This window comes from Desertivirga arenae (assembly GCF_017355785.1).
GTDB lineage: Bacteria > Bacteroidota > Bacteroidia > Sphingobacteriales > Sphingobacteriaceae > Desertivirga > Desertivirga arenae.
The window spans coordinates 92,294-114,265 of record NZ_JAFEWE010000002.1 but is presented as its reverse complement, the minus strand read 5'-3'; the positions used below and the strand labels follow the sequence as shown (position 1 = coordinate 114,265).

Here is a 21,972-nt window from a genome sequence, read left to right as displayed (position 1 = left end):
GATGTCTCTTCTGGGATCATTGGTACATGATTCGTGACTGATTTATACCAAAGGGCAGACAGATTCGGGAGAGAGGGCGGAAGCGGGGCCAGGACCTTGCCAAGGCTCCGAACAAATGTGAAACCAATGGCGAATCAATGTCGGCCGCAATACCGTCTTGGGTATCCCGAAATAGTATTCCACGAAGGATGGTTAGATCTGGAACTCGGCTGTTTTTTAACCTCATATTTTTTATCTCATCGCAGGCATAAAGGGCTCCTGATTAAATATGGACAAAAAAAGCTGATTAAGTGCACCAATTTCCTTGAAATCTGTTATGTTGAGGATCGTTAAGTGCTTCATGAAAAACAACAGCCAATCACAGAATACCGCCCGCCTGCAAACCGAGGAAGACTTAGTTCGGTCTATAGAAGAGATAGCCGGGATCGGCACCTACGAAGTGAACCTCAATGCCAATAAGTTTTACTTCTCTGAAGGGATGTATCAGCTCTTCGGAGAAGAACCTTTTTCGTTTGAGCCAAGTCTCGATTTCATCGATTCACGTTCGCATCCCAACGATGCCGAGAATGTTCGTCAGATACTCGAAAGGGCGGCGCAGGATAAGCAGCCATATTATTACATCCGCCGCATTCGACGTAAGGACGGCGAATGGAGAATGGTTGAATCGCATGGCAAGGTGATCACTGATGCCGAAGGCAATGCTCAACAGTTTTTTGGAGTAGTGCAGGATATTACGCGCCGCAGAAGTGCGGAAAATGAACTCGTTGAAAATAAGGAATTTCTACGCGCCACCATCGACAGCTCCTTGGATATGATCCAGGTATTTAAAGCCGTTCGCGACAAGAATGGCCAGATTGTTGATTTTACGTGGGTACTAAATAACAAAACCTCGGAACAGTTTTACGGCGATGTTATCGGCAAAAGTCTCCTCGAATCCAATCCGGGAGTGGTTGGGGAAGGTATTTTCGACACCTTTAAGCGAGTTGTCGAAACCGGCATTCCGGATCAGAGCGAACGACGCTATTCCCATGAACAATTCGACGGATGGTTTTACCAATCGACAGTTAAATTAAACGACGGGGTGGCTACCACTACGGCAAACATCACTGACCGGAAGAACGCCGAACAGGAGATTCGCGAAAAGCAGGCAGTGCTCGAATCGGTGCTGAATAATACGGAAAGCAGTATCATGCTTCTGAAACCCTTCAGAAACCAGCATGGCCATATAACAGATTTTGAGTATGCCTACGCCAATGATCGAACTTTGAGATCCGTGAATCGAGAGGTACTTTCCGGTAAAAGAATGACGCAGGAATTCCCTGAATTAAAGGATTCAGTGCTTTTAAAGCACTATAAACAGGTGGCTGAAACAGGTAAAAGCTTTAGAGATGAAGTGGATATTTCGCCCTACGGATACTCTGTTTGGGCACAGGTGTTTGCGGAGAAGTTTGGAGAGGGAATCCTGGTAACCTATTTTGATATCACAGAACGAAAAAAAACAGAGCAGCAACTCATTGACCGGGAAAACTTATTGCGAACCGTATTCGAGGTCTCGCTTAACCCAATTGCCTACCATCAGGCAGTGCGTGATGAAAAAGGAGATATAACGGATTTTGCATTCATTCTGGAGAATCGTGAAGCGAGGAAATATGCGCTCGAAGACAGGATCGGGCAACGGTACTCCGAAGCCTATCCCGGCATTAAAGATACCCATGTGTTTAAGTTGTATTGCGACGTGGTAGAAGGCGGCCAGCCGCTTAACACCGAAGTGCAGCTTAATTTAAAAGGTACCGAACACTGGTTTCATTTGATGGCGGTGAAGCTTGATGATGGTCTGGTGGCAACAGCTGTTGACATTACCGAACGCAAACATGCAGAACAGGAAATCCTTAATCTCAAAGATGAAGTAACCAAAAAAGCAACCGATAAATATAAATCGCTATTTAATTCGATAGACGAAGGCTTCTGCATTATTGAACTGCTATATGATGAGACCGGAAAGGCAGTGGATTATCGTTGGTTGGAGGCGAATCCTAACTATCAAAAACATTCCGGAATAGCGAATCCTGCCGGCAAGTTGGGAAGTGAAGTAACTCCTGACACTGAGAATTATTGGCTGGACAACTATGATAAGGTACTAAAAACAGGCAGGCCATCCTGTTATGAAAATTGGCACGAACCATCAGGACGCTGGTATCGAACTTATGCATCTCGTATAGGTGTTAGCAATAGTCGGGAAATTGCAGTTGTTTTCCATGATGTTACCGAACGCAAACAGCGGGAACAGCAGCAACAGTTTTTACTTAATCTCAGCGATAGGTTAGGCGTGGCCGATAATCTTAAAGTTGCGCAGACTACAGTAACAGATTTACTGCTCAAGCAATACGAAGCGGGCTGGTGCTATTATGTGGAATGGGATGAAGAAAAAAATACCGGTGTTGTGCAGTATGATTCTCGAAGGGAGGATCTTTTGTCACTTGCAGGTACACATGATGTATCGGGGGTTCCCGAGTATTTCGATCTTTTGAAATCCGGGCACATTTTAAATATTGGCGACTACGAAAATTACGAGTTATTAACTCCAGAGATCCGCGGACGATATATAGCCGCAGGGTTTCGTTCTATGCTTGTAGCATCTCAGGTTAGGCAAGGCAAATTGATCTCGTCATTGATCATTGCCGATACAAAAATTCGGAATTGGTCAGTTAATGATGAAGCCTTATTAGCTGCGGTGGCCGAACGTACATGGGCAGCAGTAGAAAGAGCAAAAGCAGAAGAAGCGTTAGGTGCAAGCGAAGAACGGCTGGCGTTTTTAGTTAGACTTGGAGATGCATTGCGCGCCCAGACCGACGAAGAAGCCATTGGTGAGATCACCACCAGGTTGTTGGGTGAATTTCTTAATGTGGATCGCTGCTACCTGAACTGCGTCCTTTACGAAGAAAATGTTTCAATCGTTGGACCGGAATACCGACGCTCCGACCTACAACCTCATACGGGCAGATACAAACTCACTGAATTTCCGGAGTCCATGCGACGGTTGGTTATGCAGCCGATGCAGGTCGACGATTTTGTGAACGACCCCGGTTTTTCTGACGAAGAAAAGGCGATGCTTGCAGCCTCGCAAATTGGCGCGCTCCTGGTCACTCCGTTGCGAAGAGGCGGGGCAGATACAAGCTGGAGGGCTCTCACTGTTGCCTCTGTTCAGCCACGCGCCTGGAAGCGAGACGAAGCTGCCCTGGTGGAGGGTGTTGCCGAACGTACCTGGATAGCGTTGGAACGCGCGAAAGCAGAAGTAGCGTTACGAAAGAGCGAAGAAAAATACCGCACCTTATTTGAAACGATCGAAGAAGGTTTTTGCATCATGGAAGTTGTTCGTAATGAGCAGGGCGATGTTATAGACATTATTTACAGGGAAGTAAACAAGGCTTTCGAGCGACATACAGGCCTTGCCAATGTAGTAGGTAAAAGGTCAACCGAAACAATCCCAAACCAGGATCCTGGCCGCTTCCAATTCTACCAGCGCCTTCTCGAAACAGGAGAAACTTCATTGGATGAAGTGTATATAAATGATGTAAAGAGGTGGTTGCGGCTTTATCGTATGCGGCTTGGCGGGCCAGGAAGCAATTTCTTTGCAGCCGTGTTTGAAGACATTACTGAACGTAAGCAAAAGGAGCAACACCAGGAATTTCTATTGAAGTTTTCAGATGTACTGCGGGCAGAGCCAGATGCAGATGCTATAGTAAATAGTGCCCTTCAAATGCTTGCCGGGCACCTTCAGCTCGACCGTTGTTATGTGGGCGAATTCTTGCTCGACGAAGACCGTGGTGTATTCCCTTACCAGTATGGGAATGACAAAGTACAACCTATGCCCAAAGAAGGAGTACGCTTATCTGATTTTCCTGAAGCCATGCGGATTACAAATAATGAAACCCTGTTTATTGCTGATTTTCAGGAGGAAGAAGGATTAACAGAAACAGATAAACGCAATTTTAAAGCGCTTGGATTTGGTGCTTTGGTGGTTGCCACCATACGAAAGGGTGAAAAGAACCCATTCTGGTCAATTTGCGCAGTTTCGGCAACACCAAGACGTTGGACAGCTATAGAGATTCAGTTGCTGGAAGAGGCAACAGAACGAACCTGGAGGGCGGTAGAAAGGGCGATAGCCGAAGAAGCATTACGCAAGTCGGAAGCAAAATTCAGAAGGCTAAGCGACAGCGGAATTGTGGCGGTGGCATTTTTTGATATCGGAGGGCCGATAGTGGAGGCAAACCACGCCTTTCTGCAGATGCTGGGTGTAACTAAGGATGAGCTTAATTCAGAAAAGGTCCGCTGGGATGTTTATACGGCAAAAGAATGGATTCCCCGGACGCTGCAGGCCATCGAAGAATTTCAACAGACCGGCTATATTTCCCCTTACGAGAAACAATTCTACCATTCAAGCGGCAAATTGCGCTGGGGTATTTTCACCGGCGCTACCATTGGCGATGGGAAGACAGGGGTATCCCTCGTACTTGATATCACAGAAAGAAAAGAAGCCGAACAAGCGCTGCGCAGATCGGAAGAGAAATTCAGGACTGTTTTCGAAACCATCGATGAAGGTTTCGCTTTAATGGAATTGCATCGCGACAAAGCTGGAAAAGTAAGAGACCTGACATACAGGGAAGTGAATAATGCATTCAAACGCTTCACGGGCTGGCAGGATGCTGTCGGAAAAAAAGGAACTGAACTGATGCCCGGGCTCGAACAATCACTCCTCGATCTGATGCAGTCGGTTGCGGATACCTGCGAGCCATTTAGAAGCGAAGATTATGTTGCCGACCTGGATCGTTGGTACGATGTACACTATTCCTGTATTGGCGGGCCCGGGAACAATTTTATCGTTGCTGTATTCAAAGATACAACAGAGCGTAAGCGGCAGGAACAGCGGCGGGAATACCTGTTGAAACTGAGTGATGCATTTCGTCCCCTGTCAAGCCCTAAAGAAATTGAAGGAATGGCCTCAAGGTTGCTTGGAGAAGCGCTTAAATGCGACCGCGCATTTTACGCAGACATACATGAGCCAGAAGGGTATCTGAAAATATCGGACGATTACCTCAACGGCGATTCTCCTTCTATGGCTGGGATACATCCGCTGTCTCTTTATTCGTGGGCAATGCCGCTTTACCATAAAGGTGAGCCGGTAGTGATAGAAAATATCTATGAGTCAGACTTAATTCCTGCAGAAGATCTGCCTGCAATGGAAGCTGTTCAGATACTTTCTTATGCGCTCATCCCGCTGGTAAAAAACAATCTGCTTGTTGGCACGCTCACAGTCACCGAAGCCGTTGCACGAAAATGGAAAGCGCATGAGGTACAGCTTCTCGCTGAAACAGCAGAACGCATCTGGGCCGCAACGGAAAGCGTGAAGGCGGAAGAAGCCCTTAAGAAATCTGAAGAGCAGTTTCGCAGAGCGATAGAAGATGCACCTATCCCTGTCATTATGCATGCCGAAGATGGGGAGGTTTTGCAAATAAGCCGTACCTGGACAGAACTTACCGGCTTTACTCTGGCCGATATTCGCACTTTTGATCTATGGCTTACCCGTGCATATGGCGAAGGAGCTGATGAAGTAAGGAGCCATATGCACGATCTGTTCCATGGAACAAAGCGTACTGTTAATGTTGATTTTCCGGTTAGCATCGGAAACGGGGAAGTTCGCTACTGGAGCTTCAGTGCATCCTCGCCTGGTACACTTAACGATGGCCGCCGCTTTATAGTGGGTATGGCTGTAGACATCACTGAACGGGTTGAAGCCGAAAAGCAGCTGATTACTTTCAACAGCCGGCTCGAACAAGAAGTTCAAAAGCGAACATCTGAACTAAACGTAAGTAACGAAACGCTTCGCTCGGTTCTCGATACTACCTTTCTGAGTATGTCAATTCTAAAGGCCGTCCGAAATGACAGGGCTGAGATTATCGATTTTAAGATTGATTTGGTAAATAAAGAGTTGGAAAGAGAAACGGGCCGGACTGATTTAGTAGGCAAATTATATGCACAGGAGTATCCCGGAATCAAACAAACAGGCCTTTTCGATTTGATGCTGCATGTAACGGAAACCGGGGAGCCGGGAAGAATCGAATACTATTACCCCTTTGAACACTTCAATAAATGGTACTCAGCAATGTTCGTTAAGTTTGATGATGGCCTTGTTGCAACAAATTTAGATATCACCGAACGCAAACAAGCCGAACAAACGGTGGTAGAGAACCTGGCTAAGTTAAAGCAAGCCGAAGAGGTGGCCGGACTGGGCAGCTGGGAGTATGATTTGAGCAAAAAGCATCTGTATTGGTCAGATGGCATGTATGATCTATTTGAGATAGAGCCAGGTACAGAAGTGTTCCCTGAAACTTATCTGGAGTACATCCTACCAGACTCCCGGGGTAGAATAGAAGCGATTATAAAAGCAATAAAAGAGGACTTTACACCAGTAGAAGATGAGATTACGGTTGTTGTTGCCGGACGGGAAAAAGTTCTCGCACTCAAGACCGTTATATTCAAGGATGAGGAGGGAAAAGTGCAAAAGGTTTTAGGTGTAGACATTGATATTACCGAACGTAGAATTGCAGAAGCAAAACTCCGTAGAGCTGAAGAGGAAAAACAGAAGGCAATCCTCAATGCAGTGATGGAAACCCAGGAGGAGGAACGAAGACGAATCGCTGAAGCTTTACATAATGAATTTGGCCAGTTGCTGGTCGGTGCTAAACTACAATTGCAAGGTAAGGCGCCTGCAGCCGAAGAAACGCTTGGCAGTGCCATTCAACTGGTACGAAATATTTCGCATGAACTAATGCCCCCAATTCTTCAGGACTTTGGATTAGAGAGCGCATTAAAAGATTTATTTGAAAATAAGTTCATTAGCACTAATATTCGCTATAAACTTGAAGTAAAGGGTTTTAGGATACGTGTTAGCCAAAGCATGGAGATTGCCGTTTTTCGCATCGTTCAGGAAATATTAAATAATGTAGTAAAGCATTCCAAGGCCTCAAGAGTAACTGCAGAAATTGTGAGAATTGAGGATTACATTAAAATTAATATTTCTGACAACGGGATTGGAATATCAGAAGCTAAAAGTAAATCAAAAAAGAAAAGCTTTGGATTGGATTACTTATCTAACAGGGTTCATTTAATGAACGGCACATTAGATCTTAGTTCGAGCGCCGAAAACGGGACAACTTTTAATATTATTATCCCTCTGAAAGATTAGTGGATCAGATAATGCCTTGCCGGATAGCAAAAGCAATCAGCTGAGCTGTGTTTTTTGCTCCGGCCTTTTCTTTTAAACTTTGCCTATGTCCTTCAACCGTTCTCCGGCTTGTAAAGATTTTGTCGGCAATTTCATTGTTGGTGAGACCTTCTGCAACTAATGCTAAAATTTCCTTATCGCGATTGGTAAGTAGCAGGTTGTCATTTACACAGGTGTTACCCGCAAATGCCCTCCTGGCTCTGCGAATCTGGTCCATGCCGATCTCGCTGCAAACGAATTCCTTACCTTTTGCCACTTCGCTGATAGCCAGCTTCATCTCCACCGGACCGGCATTCTTAAGTACGTATCCCCTAACCCCAGCATCAAACGCTTCAAAGATATATTGATCTGTGTTCAACATAGACAAGATTACAACTTTTAACTCCGGATAGTTCTTTTGGAGCTCCCTTGATAGTTCTAATCCGTCCATTTCAGGCATACTAATATCCGTTAAAACCACATCGGCATATAGTCCCTTTTCTATTAATGTTAAGGTTTCCAATCCGTCTGTAGCCTCTCCCACAACTTGAAAGCCCTCGTCTGACTCAAGCATGGCTCTAATTCCATTTCGAACGATAGTGTGATCTTCGGCCAAGAGAACTTTTATAGCATCCATAATCGGGTAATTTATTTTTAAACCTTATGGGTTAATTAGGTTTAGTATAAACCCTTTTCAGGAGTAAAAGGAACATCGAATGTAAAATCGAGTATTTTCCGAAATAAAACTCCGTTTTTTTCCTATCGGATGATGACGTCACACACCCGAACTTTGGTCTACCCATGAAAGATATGAAAAGAGTACTTATTATAGATGACGATCGGTTTATCTCCGACATGCTATCCGAGATGCTCAGCGATGAGAAGTTTGAAGTAAAGATCCTTTCTGACTCGGACAATATCGTTGCAGATGTGAAAGATTTCAATCCTGATATTATACTGTTGGATTATATCTTACCCAGAAGAAACGGGGGGGAACTTTGTCATGAAGTAAAAGCTAATACTTCGACAAGTGAAATTCCGGTAATTATGCTTTCTGCTTACCCCAAAGTCCTGAAATCTCTTGGTAATTACGGCGCCGATAGTTTTGTGGAGAAGCCTTTTGACCTTTGGTGTCTGCTGGATTTGATAAAAGGCTATTGTAAGACAGGTTCCTGTGAAAAGGAAACCATTATAAGAACGGCATACAGGCCGGAATCGTAAATAATAATTTATCCCTATGGAAAACAAATTTCTGGTGCTAACCTATAAACATCTGCCTAACACCGAATTCCTATGTGATTTTGAGGGTGAGGTAAGACTTAGGATTTCTAAAATGCAGGATAAGGTGAATACACAGCTGCCTGCATCAGGTCTTTATGTTATTGCAAATAATGGTACTTACTTTTTTGAAAATATCGGTTCTGTATTTAAAAGTTGGACTGATTTTGCTTATGCGATCGAATGGTATCAAAGGTATCGAAAGGTGTTTGGTATGAAGGTGCAATGTATCTCAGTTTGCGATTGATCGTGTACCTTGGCTCTACCTGGATTCCTTCATTATTCTCAATGTTAGAAGTCCTGAAGAATTTAGGTGGAGCTCTTCTATATGTCTTCTTCAGCCTTCTCGTAGCACTCCAGCGCTTTGGCAAGATTCTCTTTGATACGGTTCACCAAAGTTCGTGGTCCTAAAACCCGCAACTTACATCCGAAACCCAACAATTCCCGTTCAAGCTCATAATTAAGAATAACGCGGATGCTGAAAATCTTACCCTCAGCGGTTTCTGTCAATAGCTTCTGCGTTGGATGCAGTGGTTTAGTGATAATATAAGGTGCATTTTCATGATCTATTCTAAACACCACCTCACAGTCTTTTTGACCCGGATGCTTTGTTACTCCAATAACATCCGAATAATAAGTGCCTAAATCAAGGCTAATATTTTCGCGGAAAGGTTCCGTTTCTGCTTTCTCTACACTCACAATTCTGTCAAGGGCGAGAGTTAGAATAGGAGAGCTTTTTTTGTGTGCAAGGCACAGCACAAACCAGCGATTGCGGTATTCTTTCAATAAGTAAGGACTAATGCAAAAGGTACTTTCATCCCTTGCACGGAAAGAACGATAGGTGAAACAGAGTGCGGTCTTCGAAATGATCGCTTTCCTAATCATCTCCAAAAATTCCAATCCTTTCAAATGATCGTTTTTCTCAAAGTCAATTACTGAAGTTGCTGATGTTTTCTGTACGTAAATCTTATCTTCTAGCTTACTTACCATTTCGTTCACTTCAGCAAAGTGACTGAAACCTTTAAATTGCTTAAGCAAGTCTGCCACCTCGGTAAGTACCTGCATATCCTGATTGGTAAGAGGGATATTGGTAATGCTGTAATTCTTGTCCGAATAGGTATAGAACTTCTTGTCAATAACAATTATTGGTGCTTCGTAGCCTAATTTATTACTACGCATCATCTCAATATCTGCCTGAACTGTTCGACGACTTACCCCCTTATCAATTCCCTGAAATTCATAAAGAGCATCAGAACAAGCTTCTATAAGATCCTCTAAAGTCCATTTTTTGTATTTGTGGCGGAGGCAGTTATCTATAGTTCGGTAACGGATAAGGGCATTGCGATTAACAGGCATCGGAGAAATTTTCTGAAAATTATCAAAAAATATTTTACTGCGCAAAAACACTGCGCAGCGGCGGTCTTACTTTGAATCGTCAAACAAAAAAAGTCATGGAAAAAGAAAAAATCAGCAACGGCGAAATCAGCGCTTTAGGTGTAACAGAATTAGAGTTACTGGTAAGCTTTAGTCGCGTTGCAAATGGTTTGCTAAAAAACAATGTAATGACTAAGGAAATAATCTTGTCGAACATGGAATCTCTAATTGAAGATCCGATGCCTTATGCTATGCAAAAGGGAGGCAAGTTTAAAAACCTGGCTGAAAAGGTAATGGACCTTCGTAAAGAAGGAATGTTTGTAAAACAGCAACGAAGTAACCATGCATTAAGAGAAAGCTTACTAGATTTTCGGGTTTTTGGAAAAGAACATATAGAAGCCGGAGCCCTGGCACAGATGAACACGGCAATGAAATTGCCAATTGCAGTAGCAGGGGCTTTAATGCCTGATGCTCATCATGGTTATGGTTTGCCTATAGGCGGAGTTCTAGCCACCTCAATTGACACTATTATACCCTTTGCTGTAGGGGTAGACATTGCCTGCAGAATGTGCCTGAGCATTTTTGATCTTCCATCAGAGCTGGTGGATAGCGAAAAGGATAACTTGAAAAAGCTTTTGGAAAACCATACGGTATTTGGAATGGGGGGAGTAGTTAGTCATTACCATGATGCTTCTTTATTCGACAAGCCGGAGTGGAATGCGACAAAAGTTATCAGGTCTCTAAAGAACAAGGCATATACTCAATTAGGGACTTCCGGAACAGGAAATCATTTTGTGGAATGGGGTGAATTAACTTTGACAGAGGGAGCCCTGGAAGGAATTCCTGCAGGCAAATACCTTGCTTTATTATCGCATTCAGGATCACGGGGCTTTGGAGGAAGTATTGCAAATTACTATTCAGAAATAGCAATGAAGAAGACGAAGCTGCCCCACGAAGCAAAGCATTTGGCATGGTTGGATATGAACTCAGAAGAAGGACAAGAATATTGGATTGCTATGAATCTCGCGGGCGAATATGCGTCGGCAAATCATCACGAAATCCATGATAAAATAGCAAAGTCTTTGAAAGTTTCACCAGTAATTCGGATTGAAAACCACCACAACTTTGCGTGGAAAGAAAAGCTGGCTAATGGTACGGAAGTGATGGTACATCGTAAGGGAGCTACTCCAGCAGGTGAAGGAGTGTTGGGTATCATCCCTGGGTCAATGAGTACACCCGGCTTTGTGGTTCGTGGAAAAGGGAATGACATGTCCATAAATTCTGCGTCACATGGGGCTGGACGATTAATGAGCCGAAGCGCAGCTTTTAAAACGATCCGAAAAGAAGTTGTGGAAGCGGAACTTGAAAGTAAGAAAATTACTCTTTTAGGTTCGGATCTGGATGAAGCGCCAATGGTGTATAAAGATATTCATACCGTAATGGCAGCTCAAACAGATCTCGTAGAAGTATTGGCATCATTTCAACCAAGAATAGTTAAAATGGCCGACCCTAAGGAAAGACCTGAGGACTGACACATTCCACATAGTTCTTCAAGATACTGAAATTGCCAGCTCTCGCTTTGATTCTCACACGTATCTGCACAATTAATAAAAAAATAAAATAAATTTTACTGCGCAAAAACACTGCGCAGCAAGCATTCAACTTTGATGCATAATAAAAAGGAGGATTTATGATCTTTAATATACTCAACAGAAAAAAGAAGCCGGTAATTGTGAAAAACCATGAAGGTGAAAAAGCTTTCGCTGTCAATGCCCGGATGGAATTGTATTCGCTGGTTGTAACATGGTCTTTAAACGATTCTTTTTACGAAAAGAATGAGGAAAGATTGTTGCGTCTGAGAGATCTTATTGCAAAGAACAATCCCCTTTTTGTTGCAAAGTTAGCGTTATATGCAAGGCATAAAATGTACATGCGCTCTGTACCACTACTTTTAATAACTGAGTTAGCAAAGATTCATTCGGGAGACAATCTAATTTCACAAGTAGTCCCAAAGGTAGTTTCCAGGGCCGATGAAATAACAGAACTTCTGGCATGCTATCAGATGATGAATGACCGGACCGGAGTAAAGAAATTGAATCGGTTATCGAAACAGTTACAGAAAGGTTTATCAGTGGCGTTCAACAATTTTGACGAATACCAGTTTGCGAAATATAACCGGAATACTGCGATTAAACTTCGGGATGCCCTGTTTCTTGTTCATCCTAAAGCTAAGGATGAGGCGCAGCAATTGATATTCGATAAGATCGTAAAGGATGACTTAGAAACTCCATATACATGGGAAACTGAATTTTCTTCTCTTGGTCAGCAGCAATTCGCAAACGATAAGGTGAAGTTGAAGGCTTTTAAAGCAAAGTGGGAAGAGCTTATCAACAGCGGTAAACTTGGCTATATGGCACTGCTGCGAAATTTGAGAAATATCCTGGAAGCAGGTGTCTCCTACGAAAGCATTAGAAAAGCATGCGAGGTGCTTTCCTCCGAAAAGCAGGTTGCTAATGCCAAACAATTTCCGTTCAGGTATTTATCTGCCTATCGGGAGCTATTAACCGTTAGTAACGGCTTTGGGGGAGAAGTTTTGGAAGCGCTGGAAAAAGCAGTACAGGCAAGTGCTATCAACATTAAGGGCTTTGATCCCGAAACGAAGGTGCTGCTAGCCTGTGATGTTTCCGGTTCGATGCAAATGCCTGTTTCGGCTAAGTCGAAGGTTCTGCTGTATGACGTAGGCCTGATGCTGGCTATGCTTTTGCAAAATCGCTGTAAGAATGTAGTAACCGGTATGTTCGGTGATACCTGGAAGACAATTGCGGTTTCAAAGAGCAACATACTTGGTAGCGTTCAGGAATTCTATAGAAGAGAAGGTGAAGTGGGCTATTCCACCAATGGTTATCTGGTCGTACAAGACATCTTAAACAGGAGAGTGAAAATGGATAAAGTAATGCTTTTTACCGACTGTCAACTATGGAATAGCTATGGTAATACTCACATCGAATCTTTATGGAAGCGATATAAAAGTGAAGTTGCTCCTGAAGCAAAGCTGTACCTGTTCGATCTCAAGGGCTATGGTAATACACCCGTAAGGCTAGAGAAAGACTCTGTCTTTATGATTGCGGGTTGGAGTGATAAGGTGTTCGAGGTGCTTGCAGCTCTCGAAAAGGGAGATTCTGCGGTGCATGAAATTGAAAAAATGGAAATCTAGGAAATCAAAAATGCCGTAGAGCCGGGTTACTTCGCTCCAATAGGGGTGGGCATTGTGATGGATCATCATGATGGAGGTTCGAGTCCTCTTTGCGGTCCCCGGCCCGGCTCACCTGTAGCTTTTTGAATCGGAATTAAAGATTAAGGATGCCGTGGAATTGGGATACTTCGCTCAAAATGAAACACCATCCCGTTCAGTTATTGCTCCTTAAAAAGAAGGTGCCGTATATTAGTGTTACTTCGCTTGGGACGACAAGGTCGCCGGTTCGAGTCCGGCCCCGAAAGGGTAGCTCAGTTGGTAGAGCATGTAATGTCACTAATAAACTGTTGCCCTTCTTTTTTAAGAAATTTAAAATTAAAAGTGCCGTGATTAACAGATACTTCGCTGTCCACGAGGGTGTAACCCAGTCTGTTATTAGCTGTAGCCTTTTAAACTAAAGGTGTCGTCAATAAATGTTACTTCGATTCCACGACCAGGATGCCGGTTCGATTCCGGCTTCCCTTTAAGGGGAATAATTTAATGGTAAAACATGGAGAAACAGACATTTACTACCTGTTACCCTTTATTATTATCCCAATATACTTTAATTAAAAGACCGTCTGAAATCCAAAGGCGACACATTGGTTTTGAGCTTGAAAAGTTTACTAAAGGACTGTGGATGTTCAAAACCTAGTTCATACGCTATTTCACTTATCGAAGCATCGCTCGTCGATAACTGTTCCTTTGCCTTTTCAATCAGGTGGTTATGAATGTGCTGCTGAGTATTTTGCCCCGTTAGTGATCGTAGCATATCGCTTAAATAACTAGCACTAACATGTAACTGCTCTGAAAGAAATTGAACAGTTGGGAGCCCCTGGTTTTTGTTGGGTGATGATTGAAAGTAATCGTGTAAAATCTCTTCTACTTTTTGAAGGAGATCGCTGCTTACTGCCTTTCGTGTAAGGAATTGCCGGTTATAGAATCGATTGGAATAGTTCAGCAGCAATTCGATCTGAGAAATCACAACATCCTGGCTGAAATTATCAATTCTGCCTTTTAATTCTTCTTCGATATTTTCAAAAACAGAAATAATGGTGGTTTTTTCTTTTTCTGATAAGTGCAGCGCTTCGTTAATAGAATAGGAGAAAAATCCATACTCTTTGATCTTTCTGCTGAGTTCGTGACCCAGTAAAAAATCTGGGTGGAAAAGCAAAGTATAACCAGATTGATCACTAAGTGGTGCGTGCCCCCCTGTGATCTGATTAGGCGAAACAAAAAACATTCCCCCCTCTTCGAAATCGTAGTAATGTTGCCCGTATTTGAACTTTCCCTGAAAGTTCATCTTGTACGAGATCTTGTAAAAATTTAAAATATGGGGACTTGGAAGTTTTGCCAGCGGAATATTTCCTGCAGCATTATTTATCAAACTTACCAATGGGTGCATAGGTGCCGGGATGTCCAGCGCCTTATGCAACCTTGATAAAGAACTGAATCTATGGTTAGACATTTCATTCTTCATATTGCCTGTTTTTCATTTACTTTCAATGCTGCCTAATGCACCCTCTACACCGTTAAGGGTTTTCCTGGCTTCTTCCCAGCTTTGATCATTTGGATCGAATGTACTCCGAATATACGCAAGAATGCTTTTACATACAAAGGCAACACGTTCCGGATCTTCATCACTTGTCTCGCGGGCATCATACCCGGATATGCCACCGAAAATATGTTCTGCTCCAAATACGGTCAGCAGGTCTTTCGGGCCCGGACTATGATAGTAAGCGTCTGCTCTCCAGTTGTCTACATCCGAGAACATGAGGTTGATGTCCTTATCCCCGTTTACAATAAGTGCGGGCAGAGTCATGGTGCTAAAATCGCCAGCTGCCAACACAGGATAGTGCTGTCTATTGACTCCGTTAAATCCTTCAGGTCCACCAGAGGCGCCAATAAGCACCAATGCCTTTAATCTTGGTTCGGCGGCATTCACTATTTTACCTGTTGCCGGATCGCTTACCTCCATGCCGGCAAGCATGGCGACTGTCTGACCGCCCATAGAATGGCCCACGGCAGCAACTTTTGCTTTATCGACCCTTTCGGCCAGACCAGGTACGGTGGAGATAATTTCGTCTAAATGATCAAGGATAAATTTCATGTCCGTTGCTCGTGAACTCCAGAACAAAGGTGCTTCAGGAAGGTCTGAGGAAAGCGCAAGCGCCCTGGAATTTTGATGAGTAGGTTGAATTACAACAAAGCCTTCTTTCGCAAAAAAATCTACCATGGGAGCGTATCCTTTATATGAAGAAAGAAAGTTAGAGGGGCCATGGCCATGCGAAAGAAGGATGATTGGCAGATTATTACCGCTTGCAGGAGCAGAAACTTTCATTTCAAGGTCTACGTGGCGTCCTTGTACAGGTAATACAACCGGACTGAAGCTGATGATGGGTGTTTGCGTTTTCATTTGTTATAGATTAAATTTTGATATAGGCAAAGGTCATCAACCATCGTCCCCCCGGTTTAGTGAAATCGGGGCATTACGTAGCCAAACCGAGGAAAAGCTAGCGAATAGGGTTCATGTACTAGCTAGCAAAACTAATTTTCCGGCAGAAAGGGCAATCCTTGAAAGGTTATTGAGATTGTACAAAGGTGAGTCCGTCCTTTAGGTCGTCCTGATGGAGTATTCCTGCGTTGCTTGATAATGGATCTGAGGTACAAAATGTAGCCTAGATCAACTCTGAAGGAAATTCACTGCGAGCCCTTGCCGGCAAATCATAAGAACGTCGAAATTTCCGGCAAATAAAACATAAACAAAAGTTTTTCGTAAACTTTGATGATGCTACCTGTAGAAACAAACAGCTATTCCATAATCCTTTTTCTCTGCGGTATTTTAACTACTTTGTTACCGGTTTACCTGTTTGCAAAAGTGAGGTCGCTTGGGAAGTATCTGGGCTATTTAATGCTTGCTGCAGCGCTTTGGGCTTTCGCTTACGCCCTGGAATTACTGCAGACCGATCTCGCCCGCATGACCACGATTGTTCAGATAGAATACCTGGGCATCGCCTTCCTGCCGGCGTTCTGGATGCTTTTCGTGTTAAAGTTTCTGAGTAAGGAAAACTACTTAAAAGTCCCATACATCTCGCTTCTTTTTCTGATACCATTACTTACGGTCATTCTGGTATGGACGAACGAATGGCACCATTTACATTACACAAAGGTATACCTCGAGAAACAAGACCATTTCAACTTGTTCAAATTCCAAACAGGTCCCTGGTATATCGTATTCACTATCTATTACTACCTTGTACTCTTACTTAGCATAGTACTGCTGTTGAAAAGTAAGGTTACGAATGATATCTTACTGAAAAAGCAAAAGCGGTTTTTGGTAGCAGGAGCCTTGGTTCCCTGGTTTTTTAACATGCTGTATTTACTGGGTGTTCGACCTGATAATGGGATCGACCTGACTCCCTTTGCCTTTATGATCAGTTCCTTTTGTTTCACCTTTGCACTGTTGAAGTACCAGCTGTTTAACATCCTGCCAATTGCCAGGGAACAGATCGTTGAAGCGCTTCAGCAAGGTGTGCTGGTGATTGATCAGGAAGAACGGGTAATTGATTTTAATCCCAAGATGTCGAGTATCCTCGCTCTTGATGCAAGTACGTTGTCTGGTCGTGACGTACATCAATTGCTTCCCCATCTCGAATCCATCGATCGCATTTCTAAAGAAACCGAGATTACTATAGATAAAGGCGCCACGAGTAAAACTTATGCTTTAAGCATCAGTGACTTGTATGATAAGAAAGATCGTATCAGAGGCAAGATTCTATTGTTTAATGACGTTACTGAACGGAAGGAGACGGAGATTGCCCTCCTGAAGGCTAAGGAAGCTGCGGAGCAGGCAACAGTTGCCAAAGATCAGTTCCTCTCCACAATGAGTCACGAGATCAGAACACCTATGAATAGCATCCTCGGCTTCACCCACCTTCTGCTTCAGAATAACCCCCGGGAGGATCAGAAGGAATTCCTGGGAATACAACGTTTTTCTGCTGAAAACTTGCTGGTACTGATCAATGATATTCTTGATTTCTCCAAAATACAATCAGGCAAGCTTCAGATTGAAGAAACACCAGTAGATCTTAACAACCTTCTCCAGAACATCTATGCTACTCTTAAAAATGCGGCCACAGAAAAGGGCATTGATCTGGTGCTAACCCTACCAGAGGAAAGTCTGCCACCCGTTCTTGCAGATCCGGTGCGTCTTAGCCAGATCTTTGTAAACCTCGTAGGCAATGCTATTAAATTCACAGAAAAAGGCCGGGTTGAAATTATAGCAGAAACGTTGATTCGGGAACAAGACTATACAAAGATCCTGTTCCAGATATCCGACACAGGAATCGGCATCGCCCCAGATAAAATTGATCAGATCTTTGAAAGCTTCACACAGGCCAGCGCTGATACCACTCGTAAATTCGGTGGCTCGGGACTGGGACTAACGATCACCAAACAGCTACTGCGTTTAATGAAAAGCGATGTAAGTGTAAGCAGTACGCCGGGCGAAGGCTCCGTATTTTCCTTTCAATTGGAATTGAAAAACGCGGCTGATCAACAAAGGCAAATAATCATCACCGCAAAGCCCGACGAAAAGCTCCTGGCTGGTAAGAACGTCCTTATTGTAGACGATAATCCGATGAACGTGTTGCTTGCCAAGCAGTTTCTAAAGAAGTGGAACATACGCTTCGGCGTCGCAAAGAATGGTCTGGAGGCTTTAAATGAAGTACAGGCAACAGATTATGACCTCGTATTAATGGATTTGCAGATGCCGGTGATGGATGGTTATACCGCAACTGTAGAGATCCGTCGTTTAACAGATGTTAAATTCCGGGAACTGCCAATCATTGCACTTTCAGCATCTGCTTTGGCAGAAGTGCAGGAAAAAGTGTTCGAGGCCGGAATGACAGATTTTCTGACGAAACCGTTCACTCCCGATTCGCTCTTTGATAAATTAAGGGTGAATCTTTAAGGAATGAACGGATGGTAGGAGAGCCTATAGTACAGGAAGCTTTAGTCTATTGTAACTTTGCCAGAGACATTCCATGAGAAAGAACAACGTTATCGCTTAGGAAATGCAAGAGTTAGCGAAACGCCAAGCGAGCTAGCTGAGTACTTTTCATCCGTTTGATCCCTATAGTTCAAGCTTGTATAAGTTACACCCAGAGCACCATAGGCTAATTCAAACGTGGGGCCTGTTGTAGAACGGAGAGTCAAATCATCAGCAAAACCTTGGGCTTTAAATCGAACAGCCTGATGAGACATGACTCCCGCACCGACGCGTAATTTCTTAGTGGCCATAAAATTAGCAGCGAATTGAAGTGGCACTCTTGTTAAGCGGATATGTGCATTGTCTGCTTTGGTTGTCACATACTTATATCCAACGGTCGCATGAAATAGTAATCTCTTTATAGCTGGAACTTGATATTCTGCACCGCCTGCAATCCAACCACCCTGACCCGCTGGTACAGATTGCTTACTTCCATCTTCAAAGTCAATGTCTGCAACCTTATCACCTCCAAAATCCAAACCTCCGCGAACTAAAAACCGTAAGGCTGGATCTTTCCTATCAACCTGCTGGCCAAATACATGAAAGAATGATACTGAGAAAAGAAACGATAATAATGCTGTTGTTGAGAAAAGTTTCATAATGGCGTCCAATACGAAATGCTGAAGACGAAGTTGCAGGGGAATATCGCATGGGAACTCAAACGTATGTTTAGGCCCTGAATCTTAAAGAGATAAAATTATATTTTTCGTGTTTCTTGCTGTGGTTTCTAGCTTACTTGGTATTTATTTAAAATTCCATTTGCTAACTCCGACCTACTCGCTCACAATAATTATTTTCCTGGAAATTTTATTTCTTCTGCTTATATTAGCTTGATTATAAACCACAAACTAAACTTATTATCTAAATTAAAGTATTGCTACATGAAAAATTTTCTGTTATCTGGACTATTATTCCTTTTCCTGGTAAGTTGCGAAAAGAACCCTGCTGAGGAAGCTCCAATTTCCGGAACATGGGTGGAAACAACTCGAAAAGCAGACACCCTGGTTTTTAACAGCGACGGTTCTTCATTTATGTTGAACAGAGGAAGCGAAATGAGAAACGGATTGGTTTTACCCAAATACTTATCCGGACCTTATTCTTACGAGATCGCGAAAGATAGCGTTTACTTAAAATGGATGGCGTCCAGTAGATGGGATGGGAATAATTACTACTTCAATGTAGATTCGAAAAACCAGGAAATCAGGATTGGAAACTTTTTTGTGGATAGTTTAGACAATAGAAAAGTCCTTATTTTTTCACGGATAAGATAAATGTCGAAAGGAGTTTTTTAAGATTGCCGCTGGGGCTGAATTAAAGCTATCCCTTGAGCTTCAAATTACATTTATCACATATTCCGTAAACCATCATGTTTACTACCTGGGAAGTGAAGCCTGCAGGTATCACCAGCTGAGGGATATGCAAGGTATCCATGCAATAGACATTCAAACATAATGTACAATTGAAGTGAACATGTTCGTCCTTGTGTTGCTTGTCGGTACAGGATGAGTCGCATACAGCATATTTCGCTGTACCATTCATGTCCAACACTTTATGAATGATTCCCTTTTCCTCAAATGCGGTTAAAACTCTGTATAGTGTAACCCGGTCGATTTCTTTGCCAATGATTTCCTCCAGTTCCGGCTGAGAAGCGGCAGTATCTCTTAATTTTAGCACAGAAAGTACTTTAACGCGTGGCCCTGTTTTTTTTAGGCCGTGTTTCTCCAGGAGGTCATTCAATTCATCGTTCATACGCTTACACAAATCTAAGTATTTCTGCAGGTAAAACTAGATGAACGAATAGCTGGCTTTAGAATCTTCTGATAAATAGGCAGCGTTATTAGAAGCAAAGCAATTCGCTTTGATTAAAAATTACAATCAACTTGGATTGTATAATAATTAAATGCAACTTTGTTGCATAAATAAGATGCAGAAGAAAATACATATTACGCATGTGCAAAGGCTGGTTTCGGCTATGCTGTTGCTATTGTTCCTCTGCGTTCATTTACTGGAGGTATTTCACGCTCATCATCAATATGCCCTCGCTGGTAATGGAGACAAAACCAAGCAGCATTTTGAGGTTTCTATTCAGAAGTGCAAGATTTGTGATTTTCTTACTCGTACCCGGAAGGAGCCTTTCTGCGTTTCCAATTCAATCGTGCTGTCTGCACCTCTGCCCAAAGCCATAGAACTTTCAGGTCCGGTAGTTGCTGGTATCTATAAATTTACTCTACAAGGCTTTTCCAATAAAGGTCCCCCAAGTCTTTCCTAATTAATAGTAATCTTTACTACATCTGATCCTTCACTAAATGCTGGATTAATTCATCCTTTTATCATGTTATCTGATTGCACAATGCAAATCTGGTAAGCGATGTTTTGCCATGCCTTAAGGTCTGGCGTGCTATTCTATTGAGGCAAATACGATCAACAATAATTTTTCATCTATATAAATACACATCCATGAACATTAAAAACAACTTAAGAAAACTAAGTGTAATGCTAATCATTGCGGCAGCCTTTTCCGCATGTAAGAAAGACAACAATGAACCCGAGCCTGAACCCTCTCAGGAATCCTCTAAAGAGTATCAGTACGTGCGCGTATTAGTTAGCGACGAACTCAGTAATCAACTTAACCTGCTTGATCCTTCAGCAGCTACGGTAACACCCTATAATGCCAAGTATCCACTGGCTAATCTTTATGGTACAGCATCAGGCAGGTACGCTGCTGTGTTCTATCAAAGCCAGAACTTAGTAGAAGTATTTGACAGCGGTCTTGCCTCGCATGTAGACCATATTGATGTAGTGGGCAACCCAAAATGGGCTTCTATTACTGCTGATGGAATTAAGCCGGCCCATTTCAAAAGCAAAGGAACCGAAGCGCTGATCTTTAATGATGGTGATGGAACGCTGAGCGTTGCCAAAGAAGAGAACTTTAATAAAGCGGGTGCTAAATTCGAGGTGATAAATGCTGGCCTGCAGCCTCATCATGGCGCAATGGCGCAATTCAGTAATGGCACCTATGCGGTGACTACTGCCAGCGCTGCCGGCACATCTCCCAATCGTATTCAGATTATTAACAGGAGTGGGGCAGTGGTGCATCCCTCTACTATGGAGATCGGATCTATACATGGGAATGCTAGTGACGGTACGGTAGCGGTCTTCGGTGGTTTTACTTCTGCTGCTGCAACAGCGGGGGGAGTATTAGTAGTGAACCAATCGGGCGAGCAATCCATGATCCCAAATCCTGAAGGTTTTGGTGCCTTCCGCCTGGGCAGTGTTTATTATGCTCCTTCGGCTAAAAAATTCATTGGCTTTGTGGCAACTAAAGGTGCTTACCTAATTGATGTGAATGGCAAGAGGATCACACCGATATATGCTGGTAATGATGCCTTTCAATGTAAGGTAGACTACGCTGGAAAAAACCTTTTGGTGCTTACACTGGACGGTAAACTTCGCGTTTATGATCTTTCTAGCGGAACTTTGAAAAAGGAAGGCACGGTGATTTCTCCAGTTAACGCTACAGATACTTATAAGCCAGTACTTGAGGCAACATCTAAATTTGCCTATGTTGCCGTTCCGGCATTTGGTGAGGTGCATCAGATCAGTCTTGAAGACTTGAGCAGGGTAACTAAACACAAAGTTTCTTCCAAACCAGTAAGGCTAACCTTGCTCGGTTTTGAGAGCAACGACAGCCACTAAGAACTAATCCCCGGAGGCTCGGCTGAGTTTACCGGGGATTAACCTTACCTGGCTTTAGACATAGTTTCTCAGAAAGCCGGA

General features: G+C 43.2%; 15 protein-coding genes. 9 read left to right on the top strand and 6 right to left on the bottom strand.

Annotated elements, in window-relative coordinates; all coding sequences use genetic code 11:
* Nucleotides 1–340: 340 nt before the first annotated feature.
* Nucleotides 341–7,243, top strand: a complete 6,903-nt coding sequence (locus J4N24_RS04400) for a PAS domain S-box protein (protein WP_207532442.1) — start codon at nt 341–343, stop codon at nt 7,241–7,243.
* A 4-nt stretch (nt 7,244–7,247) separates the two neighbouring features.
* Here J4N24_RS04400 and J4N24_RS04395 read toward each other — a convergent pair whose 3' ends face one another.
* Nucleotides 7,248–7,898, bottom strand: a complete 651-nt coding sequence (locus J4N24_RS04395) for a response regulator (protein WP_207532441.1) — start codon at nt 7,896–7,898, stop codon at nt 7,248–7,250.
* A 173-nt stretch (nt 7,899–8,071) separates the two neighbouring features.
* On the opposite strand from J4N24_RS04395, the gene J4N24_RS04390 reads away from it, so the two are divergent.
* Together J4N24_RS04390 and J4N24_RS04385 are read left to right on the top strand one after the other, a co-directional pair.
* Entirely contained in the window at nt 8,072–8,482 is a 411-nt protein-coding gene (locus tag J4N24_RS04390) for a response regulator (protein WP_207532440.1), read from the top strand.
* A 16-nt stretch (nt 8,483–8,498) separates the two neighbouring features.
* A complete protein-coding gene (locus J4N24_RS04385; RefSeq protein ID WP_207532439.1) occupies nt 8,499–8,786 on the top strand; it encodes a hypothetical protein in 288 nt (95 codons plus the stop codon).
* Nucleotides 8,787–8,863: 77 nt separating this feature from the next.
* On the opposite strand, the gene J4N24_RS04380 is transcribed toward J4N24_RS04385, so the two are convergent.
* A complete protein-coding gene (locus J4N24_RS04380; protein ID WP_207532438.1) occupies nt 8,864–9,895 on the bottom strand; it encodes a helix-turn-helix transcriptional regulator in 1,032 nt (343 codons plus the stop codon).
* Nucleotides 9,896–9,990: 95 nt separating this feature from the next.
* On the opposite strand from J4N24_RS04380, the gene J4N24_RS04375 reads away from it, so the two are divergent.
* Together J4N24_RS04375 and J4N24_RS04370 are read left to right on the top strand one after the other, a co-directional pair.
* Entirely contained in the window at nt 9,991–11,445 is a 1,455-nt protein-coding gene (locus J4N24_RS04375; RefSeq protein WP_207532437.1) for an RtcB family protein, read from the top strand.
* 158 nt (nt 11,446–11,603) lie between these two features.
* Entirely contained in the window at nt 11,604–13,127 is a 1,524-nt protein-coding gene (locus J4N24_RS04370) for a TROVE domain-containing protein (RefSeq protein WP_207532436.1), read from the top strand.
* A 583-nt stretch (nt 13,128–13,710) separates the two neighbouring features.
* Here J4N24_RS04370 and J4N24_RS04365 read toward each other — a convergent pair.
* Nucleotides 13,711–14,613, bottom strand: coding sequence for a helix-turn-helix domain-containing protein (locus tag J4N24_RS04365; protein ID WP_242691510.1), 903 nt, complete (start codon nt 14,611–14,613; stop codon nt 13,711–13,713).
* Nucleotides 14,614–14,637: 24 nt separating this feature from the next.
* On the bottom strand, nt 14,638–15,561 hold the full coding sequence (locus J4N24_RS04360) for an alpha/beta hydrolase family protein (RefSeq protein WP_207532434.1): 924 nt from the start codon (nt 15,559–15,561) through the stop codon (nt 14,638–14,640).
* Nucleotides 15,562–15,930: 369 nt separating this feature from the next.
* Here J4N24_RS04360 and J4N24_RS04355 point away from each other — a divergent pair, with 369 nt between their 5' ends.
* Nucleotides 15,931–18,117 (top strand): histidine kinase N-terminal 7TM domain-containing protein, encoded by a 2,187-nt coding sequence (locus tag J4N24_RS04355; RefSeq protein ID WP_207532433.1) that lies wholly within the window; start codon nt 15,931–15,933, stop codon nt 18,115–18,117.
* Nucleotides 18,118–18,206: 89 nt separating this feature from the next.
* Here the strand turns inward: J4N24_RS04355 and J4N24_RS04350 are convergent, their stop codons facing one another.
* Nucleotides 18,207–18,794, bottom strand: a complete 588-nt coding sequence (locus tag J4N24_RS04350) for a hypothetical protein (protein WP_207532432.1) — start codon at nt 18,792–18,794, stop codon at nt 18,207–18,209.
* A 282-nt stretch (nt 18,795–19,076) separates the two neighbouring features.
* Between J4N24_RS04350 and J4N24_RS04345 the strand changes: the two genes are divergently transcribed.
* A complete protein-coding gene (locus tag J4N24_RS04345) occupies nt 19,077–19,466 on the top strand; it encodes a hypothetical protein (protein ID WP_207532431.1) in 390 nt (129 codons plus the stop codon).
* 46 nt (nt 19,467–19,512) lie between these two features.
* Here J4N24_RS04345 and J4N24_RS04340 read toward each other — a convergent pair whose 3' ends face one another.
* A complete protein-coding gene (locus tag J4N24_RS04340) occupies nt 19,513–19,944 on the bottom strand; it encodes a Fur family transcriptional regulator (RefSeq protein ID WP_207532430.1) in 432 nt (143 codons plus the stop codon).
* 175 nt (nt 19,945–20,119) lie between these two features.
* On the opposite strand from J4N24_RS04340, the gene J4N24_RS04335 reads away from it, so the two are divergent.
* The gene (locus J4N24_RS04335) at nt 20,120–20,464 is read left to right on the top strand and encodes a hypothetical protein (protein ID WP_207532429.1); all 345 of its coding nucleotides are present in this window, start codon (nt 20,120–20,122) and stop codon (nt 20,462–20,464) included.
* 188 nt (nt 20,465–20,652) lie between these two features.
* Nucleotides 20,653–21,891: a hypothetical protein gene (locus J4N24_RS04330; RefSeq protein WP_207532428.1), complete on the top strand. Its 1,239-nt coding sequence runs from the start codon at nt 20,653–20,655 to the stop codon at nt 21,889–21,891.
* The last annotated feature ends 81 nt before the right edge of the window (nt 21,892–21,972 follow it).

What these genes read in the sequence shown, in the direction of transcription:
- J4N24_RS04400 (WP_207532442.1), top strand. Translation starts at nt 341, where the DNA reads ATGAAAAACAACAGCCAATCACAGAATACCGCCCGCCTGCAAACCGAG.
- J4N24_RS04395 (WP_207532441.1), bottom strand. Translation starts at nt 7,898, where the DNA reads ATGGATGCTATAAAAGTTCTCTTGGCCGAAGATCACACTATCGTTCGA.
- J4N24_RS04390 (WP_207532440.1), top strand. Translation starts at nt 8,072, where the DNA reads ATGAAAAGAGTACTTATTATAGATGACGATCGGTTTATCTCCGACATG.
- J4N24_RS04385 (WP_207532439.1), top strand. Translation starts at nt 8,499, where the DNA reads ATGGAAAACAAATTTCTGGTGCTAACCTATAAACATCTGCCTAACACC.
- J4N24_RS04380 (WP_207532438.1), bottom strand. Translation starts at nt 9,895, where the DNA reads ATGCCTGTTAATCGCAATGCCCTTATCCGTTACCGAACTATAGATAAC.
- J4N24_RS04375 (WP_207532437.1), top strand. Translation starts at nt 9,991, where the DNA reads ATGGAAAAAGAAAAAATCAGCAACGGCGAAATCAGCGCTTTAGGTGTA.
- J4N24_RS04370 (WP_207532436.1), top strand. Translation starts at nt 11,604, where the DNA reads ATGATCTTTAATATACTCAACAGAAAAAAGAAGCCGGTAATTGTGAAA.
- J4N24_RS04365 (WP_242691510.1), bottom strand. Translation starts at nt 14,613, where the DNA reads ATGTCTAACCATAGATTCAGTTCTTTATCAAGGTTGCATAAGGCGCTG.
- J4N24_RS04360 (WP_207532434.1), bottom strand. Translation starts at nt 15,561, where the DNA reads ATGAAAACGCAAACACCCATCATCAGCTTCAGTCCGGTTGTATTACCT.
- J4N24_RS04355 (WP_207532433.1), top strand. Translation starts at nt 15,931, where the DNA reads ATGATGCTACCTGTAGAAACAAACAGCTATTCCATAATCCTTTTTCTC.
- J4N24_RS04350 (WP_207532432.1), bottom strand. Translation starts at nt 18,794, where the DNA reads ATGAAACTTTTCTCAACAACAGCATTATTATCGTTTCTTTTCTCAGTA.
- J4N24_RS04345 (WP_207532431.1), top strand. Translation starts at nt 19,077, where the DNA reads ATGAAAAATTTTCTGTTATCTGGACTATTATTCCTTTTCCTGGTAAGT.
- J4N24_RS04340 (WP_207532430.1), bottom strand. Translation starts at nt 19,944, where the DNA reads ATGAACGATGAATTGAATGACCTCCTGGAGAAACACGGCCTAAAAAAA.
- J4N24_RS04335 (WP_207532429.1), top strand. Translation starts at nt 20,120, where the DNA reads ATGCAGAAGAAAATACATATTACGCATGTGCAAAGGCTGGTTTCGGCT.
- J4N24_RS04330 (WP_207532428.1), top strand. Translation starts at nt 20,653, where the DNA reads ATGAACATTAAAAACAACTTAAGAAAACTAAGTGTAATGCTAATCATT.